The following is a 15,819-nucleotide window of genomic DNA, read 5'->3' on the forward strand; positions in this document are numbered from 1 at the left end:
TGCGACGGGCGCGGCCCCTGGTCGGTCGACGATCTCGCGAAGCGCCAGGTCGGCAAGGACACCGCCATGCTGTGTCTGCTCGAGCACGACGTCTGATCCGACGGCGTAGCAGGTCTTCGACGTCGTACGACGTCGAGCGGGCTCGCGGATTTCCCGGAGTCCGGGACGCGAGGCCTGCTCGGCGGTTAGCGTCGGGTCGATTCCGAAATTCCATCAGGCGCCGCACCGGCCGGCCCCCGCATCGCCCGGTCCGCCCTCGCGAGGCGGGGCACCCGGCACGTTCGGGACCGGCGCCGCCCGAAACGAACGGAGACGGCAATGACGCTGGTAGAAGACATGCTCGACACCTACCCGGCAGGCCTCGGCAACGTCGACCGGAAGAAGCTCGCGGACTGCATCCGCGAATGCTATGCGTGCGCGCAGGCGTGTACCGCCTGCGCCGACGCGTGCCTCAGCGAGCCTGACGTGGCCTCGCTGACGAAGTGCATCCGCACCAACCTCGACTGCGCCGACGTGTGCTTCGCGACCGGCCAGGTCCTCTCTCGCCACACTGGCTACGACGCGAATCTCACCCGCGCGATGCTCGAAGCCTGCGCGATGGCGTGCAAGTCCTGCGGGGACATGTGCGAGGAGCACTCGGCGATGCTGCACTGCTCGAAGTGCGCGATGGAGTGCCGCAACTGCGAGCGGGCCTGCCGCGAACTGCTCAAGTCGCTGGGCTGACGTCTCGTCCCGGTCGGGTCCGGCGCATCGCCGGCCCCGACCGGCGGATCTCATCCGGGCCCGCGCCGAAGACGACGAGCGCATCCCCTCACCGACGTCGCCGACGAGGTGAAGCCGTTGCTCAAGAACGGCCGCGCCGCCTACGCCCTGCTGCCCGAGCTCCTCCCCGAGTTCGTGGAGACCTTCGCCATCACCATGGTCGAGAGCTGCTCGCCGGCGGCGACCCGGCCATTACCACCCGCATTGCCGGCTGCCCCGAGGCCGTGGGGGACAGCGCGATCGAACTGGCGCACTCTGATCCGCCGACCTTGGCCGCCGTCGAACGCGCTCGCGCCCGCGCGATGCGCTTCGAGCGCGGCGCGGTCTTCGACAACCTCTTCGCCGGGATCCTCGACGACCAGTCCGGACTCCTGGTCGAACCGCACGTCCCCCTCAGTCGAGGACCACCGCTTTCCGGTCTGCGCGAACACCGTCGCAGAAAAATTCCAAGAAATCTTCGGATTCGCGGCAACCTTCTCGGCGTCCGCGGCAACCACATGACGGTGCGGCAACCCGGCTCCGTCGCACCCACCATCGATTCATATTGGAAAGGGCGTCATGTCCTCACCGCAATTCAAGCGTCGCGGCAGAACCCGTGCGGTCATCGGGGCAGCGGCCCTGGCCGTCGCGGGGGCGACGGGAATCGGCCTCCACTACGGTCTCGGCGCGAACGAAGCCGCCGCCGCCACCCACGTCGTGGTCGACACCAGCGCTGAGCTCCACGAGGCGATCTCCGACGCCGCCGCCGGCGACGTCATCCGCGTCAAGGCCGGCACGTACTATCCGTCGGCCACCCTCAAGTCCAAGGCCTCCGGCACCGCGTCGAACCGGATCACATTGGAACCGTACGGGAACGGCGCCGTCATCGTGGACGGCTCGAACCTGCCCGACGGCAACTGGCTCGCCGCCATCCACGGCTCCTACTGGCACGTACATGACATGACCTTCCAGAACTCCCCGGCACACGGCTTCGTCGTCACCTCCTCCACCGGCGGCGTCTTCGACGACCTCGTCACCCGCTACAACGGCGACACCGGTTTCAACCTGCGCGGTGAGAACACCGTGAACAACCTGGTCGAAGGCCTCGATTCGTACGGCAACTACGACGCGAGCAACAACGGCGAGAACGCCGACGGCATCGCCGTCAAGTTCGGCTCGGGGTCGGGCAACGTCATCCGCGGCGCGCGCCTCTACGAGAACGCCGACGACGGCCTCGACTTCTGGTCCTTCTCCTCGCCTGTGCGCGTCGAGTCCAACTGGGCCTGGGGCAACGGCTACAACCGCTGGAACGACCGGAACTGGCAGGGCGACGGCAACGGCTTCAAGCTCGGCGGCGGCGGCGACACGGCCGCTCACGTGATCGTGAACAACGCCGCCTGGTCCAACGCCGCCAACGGGTTCACCGAGAACTCGAACCCCGCCCAGATCCAGGTCTACAAGAACACCGCCTGGAAGAACGAGGGCTCCGGCTTCTGGTTCCAGACCGGTCACGCCCGCCTCGCCCGCAATCTCTCGGTGGACGGCGGCGTGGCGGACAAGATCGGCTCCCGAACCGTCTCGGCCGCCAACAGCTGGGACTCGGGAGTGAGCGTCCCGTCGTTCAGATCGACCGACGCGCGGCAGGCGGTCAGGGCGCGAGACGCCGACGGCTCGCTCCCGGCAGTCAACTTCCTGAGCACCGGGTCGACCGCTATCGGCTCGACCATGACCGACTAGCAGACGACCCCATCGTCGACAGGGTCGTCACGGAAGGCGTTCCCGCCTTGGGCGACGCCGATTGAAGGACGGAGGGGCGCGGGGCCACGATGGGTTCCGCGCCCTTCCGCCCCTTGGAAAGTGAGGGTGCAATGATTCGATTGCTAGACTCTCCGTCCCCCCGAATTCGACCCGCTGCCGGAGGCCCTCCGTTGGACGTCCCCGCCAACTTGGATCAGGACGCGTTCCGCGCCTTCTTCGAGCGGCATCACGCAGAGCTGGCGCGCTTCGCGTGGCTGCTCATCGGCGACAGCGCGGCGGCGGAGGACATTGCGGCGGACGCGATGCTCGCGGTATGGCAGCAGTGGGACCAGGCCCGCCGGGCCCGGTCCCAGATCGCATACGCGCGCGGCATCGTCGCGAATCTCGCCAAGTCCCGCATCCGCGCGGCCGTGCGCGAACGCCGCCGGAACACGCTGTTCTGGCAGCGGCCCGGCGACGCGGCCGACGGTCCCGACGCCGCCGCGGTGGTGGACGTGCGCGAGGCCCTGGCCCGGCTGCCGATGCGACGCCGCGCGTGCGTGATCCTGCGGCACTCGCTGGAACTGTCCGAACGCGAGACCGCCGAGGCGCTCGGCGTCTCGGTCGGCACGGTCAAGAGCCAGACTTCGAAGGGCCTGGCCGACCTGCGCCGCATCCTCGGTCCCCAGGATGGATCAGCTTGGACGTCGATACAGAAGGGGCACAGCGGTGAGCGATGAACTGCAAGTCCGGCTCCGGGTGACCGCGGAGGAGTACGAGCCCGACCGCGACCGCATATGGTCGCGCGTCTCCGAAGGGATGCGCGAAGCGCGGGCGCGGTCCGAACCGGCGCGCACCGGCTGGCGGATCCCGCAGCTGGCGCTCGCCACGGCCTCGGCCGCGGTCCTCGTCGGCGCGGTCGTCCTCTTCGGCCAGACCATGGGGCCCGGCCTCGTGGGCGGCCTGACTCCCGAGCCTCCCGCGGCCGGTCCCGGCACCCGGACCGCCGAGGTTTCGGAACCCACCGAGGACACTCCCTCCGAAGACGCCGAGGAGACGACGGGCGAGACCGAGCCCACTGACGAGGCGGATGTGGTCGAGGACCCCGACTGGATGTGGACGGACGGCTCGATCGACCAGGGCAGCAACGACTTCTGGACGCAGTCGAACCTGACGATGAAGAACTGGGAGCCGCTCGTCGGGCTGGCCGTGGAACTGCGGGTGGCCGAGGGCGAGGGTCTTGAGCCCACGGGCGCGTGGGTCACCGACGACAGGCTCTTCGGCGATGCCGAGGTGACGCGCGAGGACGGCTTCGTGGTGTACCGGTGGACCCTGGAGGACGGCGTGGTGCTCCCGGCCGGGGAGTACATGCTCGCGGGCCAGTTCAGCCACGAGTCCGCGCACAGCGCCTACGACGACTTCTACACGTTCACGGCCGAGACCGAATCAGGCGAGCGCGGCGAGATCACGGGCGACTTCGAATAGCAGAGGCTCGGGAAGCAGCGTCGCTCGCCGGACCCTGCCCTCCAGTATGGCGTCGGCTTCCGCAGCGTAAACCGGTTGGTCCGCGCGGCTCGGGGCACGGGCGTGATCCGAACGCACCCCTTCCTGCATCCGATCTGGTGCTGGACTTCCCCCACACCGCCGGCCGCCTCGCCGGACCGACCCGCGCCACCGCCTTCACCGCTGCGGTCTTCGGCCGCTGAGCGCCGAAGACCGCGAGGCCGTCGATGAGGCGCTGAAGGTCACCGGCGCCGACGAACTCTCCGGCGGCCAGCGCCGACGCGCCTGGACCGCCATGGCCCTCGCCCGGCAGGCCCCGCTCCTCCTGCTCGACGAGCCCACCGCCTCGAAGCGCTGCGCACTCTCAACGCCGATCGGGACACCACCGTCGTCGTGGTCCTGACGGGCCGAAGCCGCCGTCGAGTGAGGATCGCGCAGCCGCGTCATCGTCGACTGGAGCCAGTCAGCATTCGATGGCGATGCGGCGCACGGTGAAGGACTCGGCGGTCAAACGTCGAGCAGCGCGGGGAGATCCGTATCGGATCAGCGGTTCGGGCATGGCCTGGTCGGTGGAAATTTAGGCTAGGATAGCCTAACCTTACGAAGGATTCGCGGACATCGAGCCGTCCGCGCTCCGGGCCGGATCTTGAGTCGAAGGAGCACTGTGACCGTCAAAGCCGCCGCCAATCTCGCCCCTCAACCCGTGTCCGGAGAATCAGTCCGCGAGTCCGTGTTCGACTGCGTCGGGAACACCCCGGTCGTCGCCCTGCGACGGCTCTTCTCCGAGCCAGGCATCGAAGTGCTCGCGAAGCTGGAGTTGATGAACCCCGGCGGGAGCATGAAGGACCGGTCGGCTCGCTACATCGTCGAAGCAGGCCTCGCCGATGGGTCCATCCGCCCGGGGAGCACTGTGGTGGAAAGCAGTTCCGGCAACTTCGGCATCGCGCTGGCGATCGCCGCCCTCATCCACGGACTGCGGCTCGTCTGCGTCATCGATCCCAAGACGACCAGCGCCAACGTGGCTCTGCTGCGCCGTCTGGGCGCGACTGTCGAGACCGTGAGCGAGCCGGATGAAGCGGGCGGCTACCTCCACACCAGGATCCGCCGCGTCAAGGAACTGGTGGACGAGGTGCCCGGCTCGGTCTGGATCAACCAGTATGCCAACGAACGGAACTGGCAGGCCTTCTACCACGGCATCGGAGCCGAACTGACTCAGCAGCTGATTCGGCCGCCGTCGTACCTCTTCGCGCCGGTGAGCACCACGGGCAGCATCCTCGGCTGTTCCCGCCGTCTCCGGGAGCGCTTCCCCGACATCCGTGTCATCGCTGTCGATGCGGTCGGGTCCGTCATTTTCGGCAACGCTCCCGGGCCGCGCGAGATACCGGGCATCGGCTCGAGCCGGGTGCCGGAGTTGTTGCGCTCCGAGGAGATCGACGATGTCGTCCACATCGATGACGTGGAATCCGCCGAGGCCTGCCGCGACCTGCTGTCCACGGAGGGAATCTTCGCCGGCGGATCGAGCGGCGCGGTGGTCGCGGCGATCCGGCGCCACCTTCCCACGCTGGCCCCTGGCAGCCGCGTACTGGCGATCTTCCCCGACCGAGGGGACCGCTACCTCGGCCTCGTCTACGACGACGCATGGCTGGAGCGGATGCGCTCGGTCCGCACCTCCGCAGAAACAGCAGCCCGCTGAAATCCCGCACCACATCAACGAAGGAGAACCCGTGACCGTCCCGACGCCGGAAGCCGAAGGCAAGCCCCGCATCCTCTACCTGAGCCGCAGCGACATCTCCTCGGTCGGCGGTGATCGTTCCGACCTCTACGTCCAGGCCCTGGCCGACGCCCTGGTGCTGCACGCCGAGGGCAAGACGGTCCAGCCGCTCAAGCCGTACCTGCGGGTGCACGGCAAGGAGGGGCACATCGCCGACCGCATCATCGCGATGCCCGCTCACGTGGGCGAACCGGGCATCTCCGGTCTGAAGTGGATCGGCAGCAAGCACGACAACCCGGCGCGTGCGGGCCTGGAGCGTGCCAGTGCCGTGATCGTGCTGAACGACCCCGCCACGAACTATCCGATCGCCATACTCGAAGGCAGCCTGGTCAGCGCATGGCGGACCGCCGCGGTGACCGCACTGGCCGCCCGTCACCTGGCTCGCAAGGACTTCACCGACGTCGCGCTGATCGGCTGCGGCGTGATCGGCACCGCCCAGGTCAACGCCCTGCTGCAGCAGTTCGGCCATATCGCCACGGTTCACCTGTACGACCAGCGGCCCGAAGCCTCCGAGGCGTTCGCGTCCCGCATCGCCGCGGAGCACCCGCAGGTCACCGTGGAGGTGGCCGACAGCGCCGAGCAGGCGGTGCGCGCAGGCGACGTCATCGTCCCCTGCACCGTGACCGACCGGCCCTACATCGAGGCCGGATGGCTGAGGCCCGGGTCCTTCCTGTCCAACGTATCCATCATGGATGTCCACAAGGACGTCTTCATCGAGGCCGACAAGGTCGTCGTCGACGACTGGGAACAGAGCAACCGCGAGAAGAAGATCATCAACCAGCTGGTGCTCGAAGGCGAGTTCTCACGTGAGCAGTTGCACGCCGAGCTCGGTGAGATCCTGGCGGGATCACGCCCGGGGCGCGAGACCGACGACGAGGTCATCGTGCTCAACCCCATGGGAATGGCCGTCGAGGACATCGCCTGCGCCGCCGAGGTTTACCGGCGCGCACTCGACGAAGGCGTCGGCACCTGGCTGGACCTGTACTGAGCGATGCAGCCGATGACAAACCCCGATCCCACCGAACTGGTACTGCGCGATCTCGTCGACACGCTGCTGCAGGAGAACGTGGCTGGGGTCGCGGACGCGCTGACGGTCGTGGACCAGGCCCCGGTGGCGGAAGTGGAACTCGACGACGGCGAACTCTGGTGCGGATTGGGAACCCTGGTATTCCGCGGGCGAGTCGCCAGTGCGCTGCAACGCCATCGATTCTCCCGTGGACCGGTCTGGCAGATCGACGCCGAGAGGCGGCCACGGCCGCTCGCACCGAGCGACGTCCTGGCTGTCTTCCACGCGGAGTTCGGTGCGAGCGGCGCGAGGACAGCCGAGGTCGCCGCGGATCTCCAGACCGCGGTCGACCATGCGGCGGTAACGCTCGACGGTCATGCTGCGATCGTCGATCGCACCCCCTGCCAGGGTGGAATGCTGGCGGGGGAGCGGATCGCGGCGACCCGGAACCGGCCGTTCCATCCGACGGCGCGGGCGGCGGTGGGCTGGACGGCCGACGAACTCGAGCGGTATGGCCCCATGCGCCAGGCATCGCTCGGCGTGGATTGGGTCGCGGTACGCCGTGATCGCCTCCGGCTCGGCAGCGGTGAAGCATCGGGCGAACTGGCTGAACTGTTGCTGGACGACAGGGAGCTCGCTGTCCTGGAAGAGGCCGCGCACCGTGCGGGCGCAGGCGGCGAAGACTTCCAGCCCGTGCCGGTCCACCCGTGGCAGGCTGAACATGTACTGCCGAAAGAGTTCGCGCAGGAGCTGGCGGACCGCGAGGTCATACCGCTGACCCGGGGAACGGGCCGTTTCCATCCGACGTCCTCTCTGCGCACGCTCACCGCGTCCCCGGAGTCGAGCCTGCACCTCAAGCTGCCTCTCGGTGTCGCCACACTGGGCGCCGGCCGGCTACTGCCACCGCGCTACCTCGACAACGGAGAGCGCGCGCAGGAGTGCATGACCCGCCTGCTGCGAACCGATACCGAACTCAACGCGCTGGTACGGGTCTGTGACGAGCGGACTTGGTGCGGATGGCGAAGGCCGGGCGACGACGATGAGTTCGCCGACAGGCCCGGCCACCTCGCCGCCCAGATCCGCCGCTATCCCAAGGACCTGTTCGACGCCCCGGGTGCGCTCGTGCTCCCGATGGGGGCCCTGGCGGCGCACGAATGGGGCGTCCTCGCCCCGGCGCTCGCGGAGTCCGGCTTCAGCGGCGACGATCCGGCCGGCCTCTTCCGCATAGTCGCCGAGGCGTTCTGCGCGATGGGCCTCGGATTCCTGCGGCACGGGGTGCTGCCGGAGCTGCACGGGCAGAACGTCGTCATCGTCCTGGCCGACGGCGCGGTGCGGGAGTTCGTCCTCAGGGATCACGACACGCTCCGGCTGTGTCCGGAATGGATGAAGATCGCGGGGACCGAGGAACCCCGGTACCGCATCAAATCCGGCGCTCCCCAGTCGCTGACGCTTTCCGATCCCAGCGCGCTGCTGGGGTATCTGCAGACACTCGGGTTCCAGGTCAACTTGTACGGCATCGCCGACGCCCTCGCCCGGCACTACGGAATCGACGAGCGGATCCTGTGGTCCGAACTTCGCGCGAGCCTGCATACCTGCTTGAACAGGCTCCAGTTGCCCGAACACGTCGCCACGCTCGTCGACGAGCGGGTACTGCGCGCAGCGGAGTGGCCCAGCAGGCAGGTCCTCGGCCCCCTGCTCCGCCAAGGCCGCTCTTCGGGCGTCAGCATGCCGGCCGGCATCGGGCACGTGCCGAACCCGTTGGCCGGAACCACCGCCGAGGTGATGTAATGCCGCGCACGACAGTGGCGCCGCGGGCCACCGACCGGCTGGCGTTCCCGATCCTGTGGTTCGGTCAGTTCGCCGCCGTCGCAGGGCTCACCGTCGTGGTTCCACTGCTGCCGTTCTACCTCGCCGGCTTGGGCCTGCCGGATTACGAGGTTGCCTGGTGGACAGCGGTATCGCTCGCCGCGCCCGCAATCGCCCAGCTGGTGACCGCACCGCTGTGGGGCATGGTCGGCGACCGATACGGCCACAAGGCCATGGTGGTCAGGGCTCACGCGGGCCTCGCCGTGGCAGTCGGCCTGATGGCGTTGGCCGACACGCCGGGCGAGTTCCTCGCCTGCCGACTCGTGCAGGGCGCTTGCGGCGGGGTCGTAGGGGCCACCGCGACCTATGCGAGCACCCTGGCCGCGCCGAATCGACGAGGGCGCGCCCTGGGGAGCCTCTTCGGGGCGACCAGCGCCGGATCACTGCTCGGTCCCCTGGCCGGCAGCCTGCTGGTCGGCCGGTTCGGATTCGGCGCTCTGTTCGGCAGCGTGGCCGCATTGCTGCTCGTGGCCGCTCTCCTGGCCCTGTCCACGCTGCCCCGCCGCACAAGCAGGCGAACAAGACCATTCGAAGCCTACGGACAACTCAGGCTTCGCAAGGTGATCGGCCAGATCGTGTCCGATCCCCGCAGCCGCGCCCTGGTCCTGGCCGGAATGCTGGGGCAAGCGTCCGTCTTCTCCCTGGTCGTCGTCTTCGCGCCGCAAGTGGAAGGCATCACGACGTCGATGTCCTCGGCGATCGTCTGGGTCGGTGCGCTCCAAGCGATCACCTGGGCCGCCGCCCTGGTCGGCGGCCCGTGGTGGGGCAGGCGCAACGACCGCAGGGCGGCGTGGACGAGCTTTGCGATCGCGGCCGCAGCCTGCGCGCTGGCGGTCGCCCTGCAAGGGCTGCCGACTTCGCCGGAATTCCTGGTGCCGCTTCGGATCGTGCAGGGATTCAGCTTCGCCGCGCTCGCGCAGTCGGTGATGCATGTCGTCTGCCACGTCGCTCCTGAACAGGCCTGCGGAGCAGCTCTCGGCACCACCAATGGCCTGCTCGATGTAGGCCAGGTCTGGGGCCCGCTGTTGGGAGCCCTCGCAGTCGGACTGCTGCCGCCTTCCCTGACCTTCGCCGCCATCGGCGTACTGCTGCTCACGGCCGCGGGCCTCGCCGCGCTCGGCACATCCCGGCGGCAGACCCATTCGTCCCCGGGCGGATTCAGCCGTCCGAGTCTTGTCTGAGGTGAAACCATGACGACGATCGAGACCGCGACCAGCACCGTCGCGGCGCGCTCCCGCGCGGAGAAAGCCGCGCACCAGCGGCTGCTCAATTCCTATCTCCGCGAATCCGGCACACCACTGACCGGTGACGACTTCGGCCGCATCGCATTGCCGTCCGCGGACGCTTCGCTCGTCATCGACGTCGTGCACCGCTCCGGGTCCGGCCACCATTCCTACGGTGATCGCCGGTGGCTGGAGCGATCCGATGGAGAACGCCTTCCCATCGAACACGAGCAGTTGATGCGATTGGTGCTCGATGAGGTCGAAGCCCTGGCCGGGAACGAGTTCGCTGAACGCGCCGACGCGGCGGACCGCAAACTCGAGCTCGCCGAACAAGTTGAGAGCAGCATCGCGGCCACCGCGCGGTACCTGCGGCACCGGCCGGAACCGGTTCCCGCCCACCCGCACGAATCGACCCGACAGGCAGAGCAGTCCCTGGTCTTCGGCCACCCCTTCCATCCGACGCCCAAGAGCACCCAGGGGTTCGGCGACGATCTGGAGCTCTACGCCCCCGAACTCGGAGCGTCCTTCGTCCCGCACTGGTTCGCCGTGGACCGGCGGATCCTCTTGGAACGCAGGGTGGGCCCGGGAAAATGGACCCCCGACCCGATCGCCGCGGCAGCGAAAGAGCGGCTCGGGGAGCACCGGGACCACACACTGCTCCCGGCGCACCCGTGGCAGGCGCGCTATCTGCTGGGAAAGCCTCAGGTGGCCGAACTCGTCGCGGAAGGAAAGCTCGTGGACCTCGGTCCCATGGGCGCGGAGGTCTATCCGACTTCCTCCGTGCGCACGGTCTGCGATCCCTCCTTCCCCACTTCCTGGAAGCTCCCCCTGCACGTGCGGATCACCAACTTCGTCCGCAACAACCCGGTCTCCCATCTCGTCCGTGCGACCGACGCGAGCGCCCTGGTCGCCGAGCTCGCCCCGCGTTGGGAGCACGCCGGATTCACCGCGCTGGCGGAGACCGGATTCCGCACCGTGGACCCCGCTGTGGTCGGTGACGACCTCGCCGCCGACTTCTCGGTTCTCTACCGGGACAACCCTTTCGCCGACGGCTCGGCCGCGCCTCGGGTGCTCGCCGGCCTGCTCGAGGACCGGGCAGGGGACGTCCCGCATCTGATCCACGAGGTGCGCAGTTGCGCCCCGAGACCCGACAGGGCCCCAGACGCCGCACACGTGGCGGAGTGGCTGCGGCGCTACCTCGCCATCTCGCTGCTCCCTCTCTTGGAGATCTTCGATCGCGACGGCGTGGGCTTCGAAGCCCACGCACAGAACTCGCTGCTGCACACTGATGGCGGATGGCCCACCCGGTTCTGGGTCCGGGACATGGAAGGCACCAGCGTGAGCAGGAAGCGGCTCTGCCGGGGCGCCGTGGCCTCGAACAGCCCGCTGCTCTACGACGACGACGAAGCGTGGCTGCGTCTGCGGTATTACGCCGTGACCAACCACCTCAGCCACCTGATCGCAGTGCTCGGACAGTACACCGGCGCCGACGAGTCCTTCCTCTGGCACGGAGTGCGAGAGGTTCTCACGTCCGCCCGCAGTGAGACGGCATCCGACCTGCTCGCTCGGCCGATGTTGCCCGCCAAGGCCAATCTGCTCAGCCATTTCGCCGGTCGCGGCGAGACCCCCCTGTACGTAGAGGTCCCCAACCCGCTCTTCGAGGTGAACCGATGAACTCTCCCAACGACCTGGTGGTCGCCGCCCTGCGCGCACCCGCCTACGAGGACGTCCGGCGCAGGCTGCTGCGTCAACTGCTGGAGTCGCTGATCTACGAGGACGCGATCCGCACGAGGACCACGGAGGACGGCTCCTCGGTCGTGGACGGCAGCGACGATCAGGGACGTCCGGTCCGATACGAGTTCACCGGCCGCCGCCGCTGCGGCTTCGACCGGGTCTCCCTCGGGCCGGAACCGGTCCGGCGGCTGGTCGACGGCCATAGCGCGGAAGCCGAGTCGGTGACCGGGTTCCTCGGTGAGGTACGCCGGTCCCTGACCGCCGACCCGGAGTGCCTCGCCCGGTTCTGCGGGGAGCTGGAGGCCACTCTGGTCAAGGACTCACTCGCCCAATACATCCGCACCGAGCGGGGCGACGTGCTTTCCCAGCACGACTACGACACTCTCGAGGGAACGGTCACGGACGGGCATCGCTACCATCCCACGTACAAATCGCGCATCGGCTTCGACCTAGAGGACAATCTCGCCTATGGGCCGGAGTTCCTCCAACCCATCCATCCTCTATGGATCGCCGCGCACCGCGACATCACCCGGGTGGCGGCCGCGGAGGGACTTTCCGAGGAAGCCTTCTTGGTCGCCCAGCTCGGGGAGCCGACGGTCGAGGAGTTCCGCGGTCGGATCGCCGAGGCCGGTCGCGACCCTCAGGACTACACGCTGCTGCCCGTCCACCCTTGGCAGTGGCGCGAGCAGACAGCGCTCGCGTGGGCGGACCGGCTGCGCCGCAAGGAGATCGTCTTCCTGGGCGAGGACCGGCACACTTTCTCGGCTCAACAGTCAATTCGCACGCTGAGCTGCCGCGACGTGCCCGAGCGTCCGTATCTCAAGCTGTCATTGTCCATTGTCAATACTTCCACCAGCCGCATCCTCGCCCCGCACACCGTGGGCAACGCCCCCGTCGTTTCGGACTGGTTGGGCGGCATGGTGGCGCGTGACGCGTTCCTGCGGGACGAATGCCGGGTCATCGTGCTGCGGGAGGTCATGGGCACGGCCGTCGCACCCCCTCCCGCCTCGGACCTCGTGCGCTCCGACACCTACGGCACTCTGGCGTGCATCTGGCGTGAGAGCCTGCACCCGTTCCTGCAGCCGGGGGAGCGGGCGGTGCCCTTCACCGGGCTGACGGCCCGCGAACTGGACGGCACCCCGATGATCGAATCGTGGGTGCGCCAGCAGGGCGTGCGGTCCTGGCTGCGCCACCTCGTGCGCGTGAGCGTTCTTCCGTTGCTGCACTTGCTCTTCCGACACGGCATCGCGCTCGAGTCGCACGCCCAGAACATGGTGCTGGTGCACGAGAACGGCCTGCCGCGCCGGATCGCGTTGAAGGACTTCCACGACGGGGTTCGCTTCTCCCGGGCCCACCTCGCAGAGCCGGACGCCTGCCCGAAGCTGGCGGCGCCCCCGTCCCACCACGTCAACGCCAACTCGTTCCTGGAGACCGATGACCTGGACCAGGTGGTGGACTTCCTGCTGGACGCGTTCTTCTTCATCAACATCGGGGAACTCGGCCTGTTCCTCGCCGACGCGTACGAGCTCGACGAGCAGGACTTCTGGACGGTCGTACGGGACGAGATCCGCGCCTACCAGAAGCGCTTTCCCGAACTCGCCGAGCGATTCGGGCGGTTCGACGTCTTCAAGCCGAAGATCGAGGTGGAGAAGCTGACCACTCGAAGACTACTGCCGGACACCGAGCCGCGGGTGCACGCCGTGTCGAATCCGCTGGCAGAGCCGGACACGCGGCAGCAGTCGAATCTGTTGGGGGAGCGCTGATGTTGAAGCCGAATGCCGTCAAGGCAAAGCTGCGCGACGGGCAGGAGGTCTACGGACTGTTCTGCTCGATACCCGCACCGGCCCTGGTGGAGATCATCGGCTGCGCAGGCTACGACTTCGTCATCCTCGACAGCGAGCACACCCTCGTCGACCCCGAAGGGTTGGAGAACCTGATCCGGGCCGCCGAGGCGGTCGGGATGACGCCGTTCGTCAGGGTCCCCGAATCCGACGCCGGTGCCATCCTCCGAGCGCTGGACGCGGGCGCGATGGGCGTGGTCGTCCCGCACATCCGCTCGCGCGCCGATGTGAACGCGGCGATCCGGGCCGCCCGATATGCGCCGGAAGGGATGCGCAGCCTAAACGGCGGGCGCGTCCCCGGCTTCGGCCTGATCGACCTCACCGAGTACGTCCGGCTGGCAAATGAAGAGGTCATGGTCGTCACCATGATCGAGGACGCGGAAGGCGTCGACGCGCTGCCGGAGATCCTGGCCGGCGGAGGCATCGACCTGGTGCTCGAAGGCGCCGCCGACCTCTCCCAGTCCTACGGAGTCACCTGGCGGACCCGTCACCCCAAGGTGACCGACGCCCTGCATCGGATGCAAACGGTGTGCGCCGAGCACCGCGTCCCGTACTGCGCCATTCCCCGCGCCTCGGAAGACCACGCCGCATGGCGCAAGCGCGGCGTCACCGCCTTCGTCCTCGGCGAAGAACGGGGACTGGTCGCCCGCGCGCTGCGCGGGCACCTGGACGAGCGCCGCACGAAGGACGGGGACACGGCATGACGGACGCACTGACCAAGGCCATCTCCGAGCGGGCGGGCCGCGACGAGCCGGTGTGCCTGTACGGCTACGACCTCGACGCCCTGTCGGTCTACGTGGAGCAGGTGGTCGCCGCACTGCCCGAACGGTGCCGGATGTTCTACGCGATGAAGGCCAACAGCGCCGCCCCCATCCTGACGACGCTCGCGCCCGTGGTGGCCGGATTCGAGGTGGCCTCCGGCGGTGAGGTGGCCAAGGCCCGAGCGGTGGGCACCGACATCCCGGTGATCTTCGGCGGACCAGCGAAGACCTCCCAGGAGATCGCGGACGCGCTGCGGCAGCGGATCACCCGGTTCCATGCTGAGAGCAGCCTCGAACTCCATCGGATCTCACAGGCCGCGGTCGAGGCCGGTGTCACGGCCGACGTCTTGCTGCGAGTGAACCTCGCGGGGCCGTTCCCCTCCGCGACACTGGCTATGGCCGGGCGACCCACGCAATTCGGCATCGACGAGAGCGTCCTCGCCGACGCGGTGCGGGCCGCGACTACCCTGCCGGGCCTGCGGCTGGCCGGCTTCCACCTGCACTCGCTCTCCAACAACCTCTCCTCCGAAGCACATCTGGACATGCTCCGCCTGTACAGGGACAAGGTGCTGGAGTGGGAGGATGAATTCGACATCCGGTGCGAGGTGCTCAACGTCGGCGGCGGTATCGGCGTCGACTACGCCGACCTGGAAGCCCAATTCGACTGGCGGGCTTTCACTCGCGGGCTCGCCTCACTGGTAGCGACCTTCCCGCCGCGCTGGCGGGAGATCGACTTCGAATGCGGCCGTTTCCTGACCGCCGCGTGCGGCGTCTACGCCGTCGAAGTCCTCGACATCAAGCGGAATCACGGAGTGCCCTACGTTCTGGTGCGCGGAGGGACTCACCATTTCCGGTTGCCGTCGTCATGGCAGCACAACCATCCGTTCACCGTGCTGGCGGTCGAAGAATGGAATTCGACGGCGCCCCGGCCTGAACTGCTTGACGAGTCGATAACCGTGGTAGGCGAACTCTGCACCCCGAAGGATGTTCTCGCCTGCGAAGTCCTTGTGTCCAGGGTCCGAGTCGGGGACGTTCTGGTCTTCAGCCACGCCGGCGCCTACGGCTGGGAGATCTCGCACCATGACTTCCTCTCGCATCCCCATCCGGAACAGCTGTTCCTCTCGGACGGTGGGCAAGGTCGCAAGGAGCTCCGTGCAGCCGACAAGGCATGACGATGTTCGTGGTCGGACGAGAGCACCGCCCGCGCGACGTGGTCGCAGGTCTCGGGCGTTCGCCTCCGGAGTCAAGCAGCGCGACCTTGCACTCCAGTACGGCATCAGCGTCCGCAGTGTCAAACGCCTTGTACGTGCGGCCAAACTCGAGGACCGACAGGTGCCGCGATGACCCTGCGCATCAATGCGACCGATCATCCGCGTTGGCTCCACTCCTGCCCGGACAGCGCGGTCGGGTCGGGGACGGTCCGATCCTCCACACGCGCATCGAGGGGCGCCAGCAGCCGTCGCAGCTCGCGAGCTGATCGTTTCGGCAGGCGGTGCAGTGCGACCTCCAGTGTTTCTCTCGGACGCGGACAACAGCACTCGAAGACGCAGCCCGCTACACCAGCGCGAAGGGAGCGGCTGGGAGCATGGGCGATGCGCCGCCATTCGCGGAACGCAGTCCCGAACCGGCCGGGCCA

At 68.3% G+C, this 15,819-nt stretch carries 13 protein-coding genes and 1 pseudogene; 13 read left to right on the forward strand and 1 reads right to left on the reverse strand.

Annotated elements, in window-relative coordinates; translation table 11 throughout:
- Positions 1–318 precede the first annotated feature (318 nt).
- Positions 319–723 (forward strand): hypothetical protein, encoded by a 405-nt coding sequence (locus L0U85_RS07880; protein WP_241377208.1) that lies wholly within the window; start codon positions 319–321, stop codon positions 721–723.
- A gap of 140 nt (positions 724–863) precedes the next feature.
- Here L0U85_RS07880 and L0U85_RS07885 read toward each other — a convergent pair whose 3' ends face one another.
- Positions 864–1,274 (reverse strand): hypothetical protein, encoded by a 411-nt coding sequence (locus tag L0U85_RS07885; protein ID WP_241377209.1) that lies wholly within the window; start codon positions 1,272–1,274, stop codon positions 864–866.
- A 46-nt stretch (positions 1,275–1,320) separates the two neighbouring features.
- Here L0U85_RS07885 and L0U85_RS07890 point away from each other — a divergent pair, with 46 nt between their 5' ends.
- The 12 genes and pseudogenes from L0U85_RS07890 to L0U85_RS07945 all read left to right on the forward strand — a co-directional run bounded on the left by L0U85_RS07890 (position 1,321) and on the right by L0U85_RS07945 (position 15,355).
- Complete coding sequence (locus tag L0U85_RS07890) at positions 1,321–2,478, forward strand: right-handed parallel beta-helix repeat-containing protein (protein ID WP_241377210.1); 1,158 nt, start codon at positions 1,321–1,323, stop codon at positions 2,476–2,478.
- A 191-nt stretch (positions 2,479–2,669) separates the two neighbouring features.
- Positions 2,670–3,218 (forward strand): SigE family RNA polymerase sigma factor, encoded by a 549-nt coding sequence (locus L0U85_RS07895; protein ID WP_241377211.1) that lies wholly within the window; start codon positions 2,670–2,672, stop codon positions 3,216–3,218.
- Positions 3,208–3,963, forward strand: a complete 756-nt coding sequence (locus L0U85_RS07900) for a hypothetical protein (RefSeq protein WP_241377212.1) — start codon at positions 3,208–3,210, stop codon at positions 3,961–3,963. The genes L0U85_RS07895 and L0U85_RS07900 overlap by 11 nt, the downstream gene beginning before the upstream one ends.
- A 208-nt stretch (positions 3,964–4,171) precedes the next feature.
- A pseudogene (locus L0U85_RS20585) lies at positions 4,172–4,383 on the forward strand (ABC transporter ATP-binding protein); the annotation flags it as partial.
- 328 nt (positions 4,384–4,711) lie between these two features.
- Positions 4,712–5,674, forward strand: coding sequence for a 2,3-diaminopropionate biosynthesis protein SbnA (gene sbnA, locus L0U85_RS07910; protein WP_241377238.1), 963 nt, complete (start codon positions 4,712–4,714; stop codon positions 5,672–5,674).
- Positions 5,675–5,705: 31 nt separating this feature from the next.
- Positions 5,706–6,740: a 2,3-diaminopropionate biosynthesis protein SbnB gene (gene sbnB, locus L0U85_RS07915; RefSeq protein WP_241377213.1), complete on the forward strand. Its 1,035-nt coding sequence runs from the start codon at positions 5,706–5,708 to the stop codon at positions 6,738–6,740.
- 12 nt (positions 6,741–6,752) lie between these two features.
- Positions 6,753–8,546, forward strand: a complete 1,794-nt coding sequence (locus tag L0U85_RS07920; RefSeq protein ID WP_241377214.1) for an IucA/IucC family protein — start codon at positions 6,753–6,755, stop codon at positions 8,544–8,546.
- The gene (locus L0U85_RS07925) at positions 8,546–9,805 is read left to right on the forward strand and encodes an MFS transporter (protein WP_241377215.1); all 1,260 of its coding nucleotides are present in this window, start codon (positions 8,546–8,548) and stop codon (positions 9,803–9,805) included. Before L0U85_RS07920 ends, L0U85_RS07925 begins: the two co-directional genes overlap by 1 nt.
- 9 nt (positions 9,806–9,814) lie before the next feature.
- Positions 9,815–11,521 (forward strand): IucA/IucC family protein, encoded by a 1,707-nt coding sequence (locus tag L0U85_RS07930; protein ID WP_241377216.1) that lies wholly within the window; start codon positions 9,815–9,817, stop codon positions 11,519–11,521.
- A complete protein-coding gene (locus L0U85_RS07935) occupies positions 11,518–13,344 on the forward strand; it encodes an IucA/IucC family protein (protein WP_241377217.1) in 1,827 nt (608 codons plus the stop codon). The genes L0U85_RS07930 and L0U85_RS07935 overlap by 4 nt, the downstream gene beginning before the upstream one ends.
- Positions 13,344–14,126, forward strand: a complete 783-nt coding sequence (locus L0U85_RS07940; RefSeq protein WP_241377218.1) for an aldolase/citrate lyase family protein — start codon at positions 13,344–13,346, stop codon at positions 14,124–14,126. Before L0U85_RS07935 ends, L0U85_RS07940 begins: the two co-directional genes overlap by 1 nt.
- Positions 14,123–15,355: a type III PLP-dependent enzyme gene (locus L0U85_RS07945; protein ID WP_241377219.1), complete on the forward strand. Its 1,233-nt coding sequence runs from the start codon at positions 14,123–14,125 to the stop codon at positions 15,353–15,355. Before L0U85_RS07940 ends, L0U85_RS07945 begins: the two co-directional genes overlap by 4 nt.
- Positions 15,356–15,819: the final 464 nt, after the last annotated feature.

Source organism: Glycomyces sp. L485 (assembly GCF_022548875.1).
Taxonomy (GTDB): domain Bacteria; phylum Actinomycetota; class Actinomycetes; order Mycobacteriales; family Micromonosporaceae; genus Glycomyces.

Coding starts and splice junctions, on each gene's coding strand:
- L0U85_RS07880 (WP_241377208.1), top strand. CDS start 319: ATGACGCTGGTAGAAGACATGCTCGACACCTACCCGGCAGGCCTCGGC.
- L0U85_RS07890 (WP_241377210.1), top strand. CDS start 1,321: ATGTCCTCACCGCAATTCAAGCGTCGCGGCAGAACCCGTGCGGTCATC.
- L0U85_RS07920 (WP_241377214.1), top strand. CDS start 6,753: ATGACAAACCCCGATCCCACCGAACTGGTACTGCGCGATCTCGTCGAC.
- L0U85_RS07925 (WP_241377215.1), top strand. CDS start 8,546: ATGCCGCGCACGACAGTGGCGCCGCGGGCCACCGACCGGCTGGCGTTC.
- L0U85_RS07930 (WP_241377216.1), top strand. CDS start 9,815: ATGACGACGATCGAGACCGCGACCAGCACCGTCGCGGCGCGCTCCCGC.
- L0U85_RS07935 (WP_241377217.1), top strand. CDS start 11,518: ATGAACTCTCCCAACGACCTGGTGGTCGCCGCCCTGCGCGCACCCGCC.
- L0U85_RS07940 (WP_241377218.1), top strand. CDS start 13,344: ATGTTGAAGCCGAATGCCGTCAAGGCAAAGCTGCGCGACGGGCAGGAG.
- L0U85_RS07945 (WP_241377219.1), top strand. CDS start 14,123: ATGACGGACGCACTGACCAAGGCCATCTCCGAGCGGGCGGGCCGCGAC.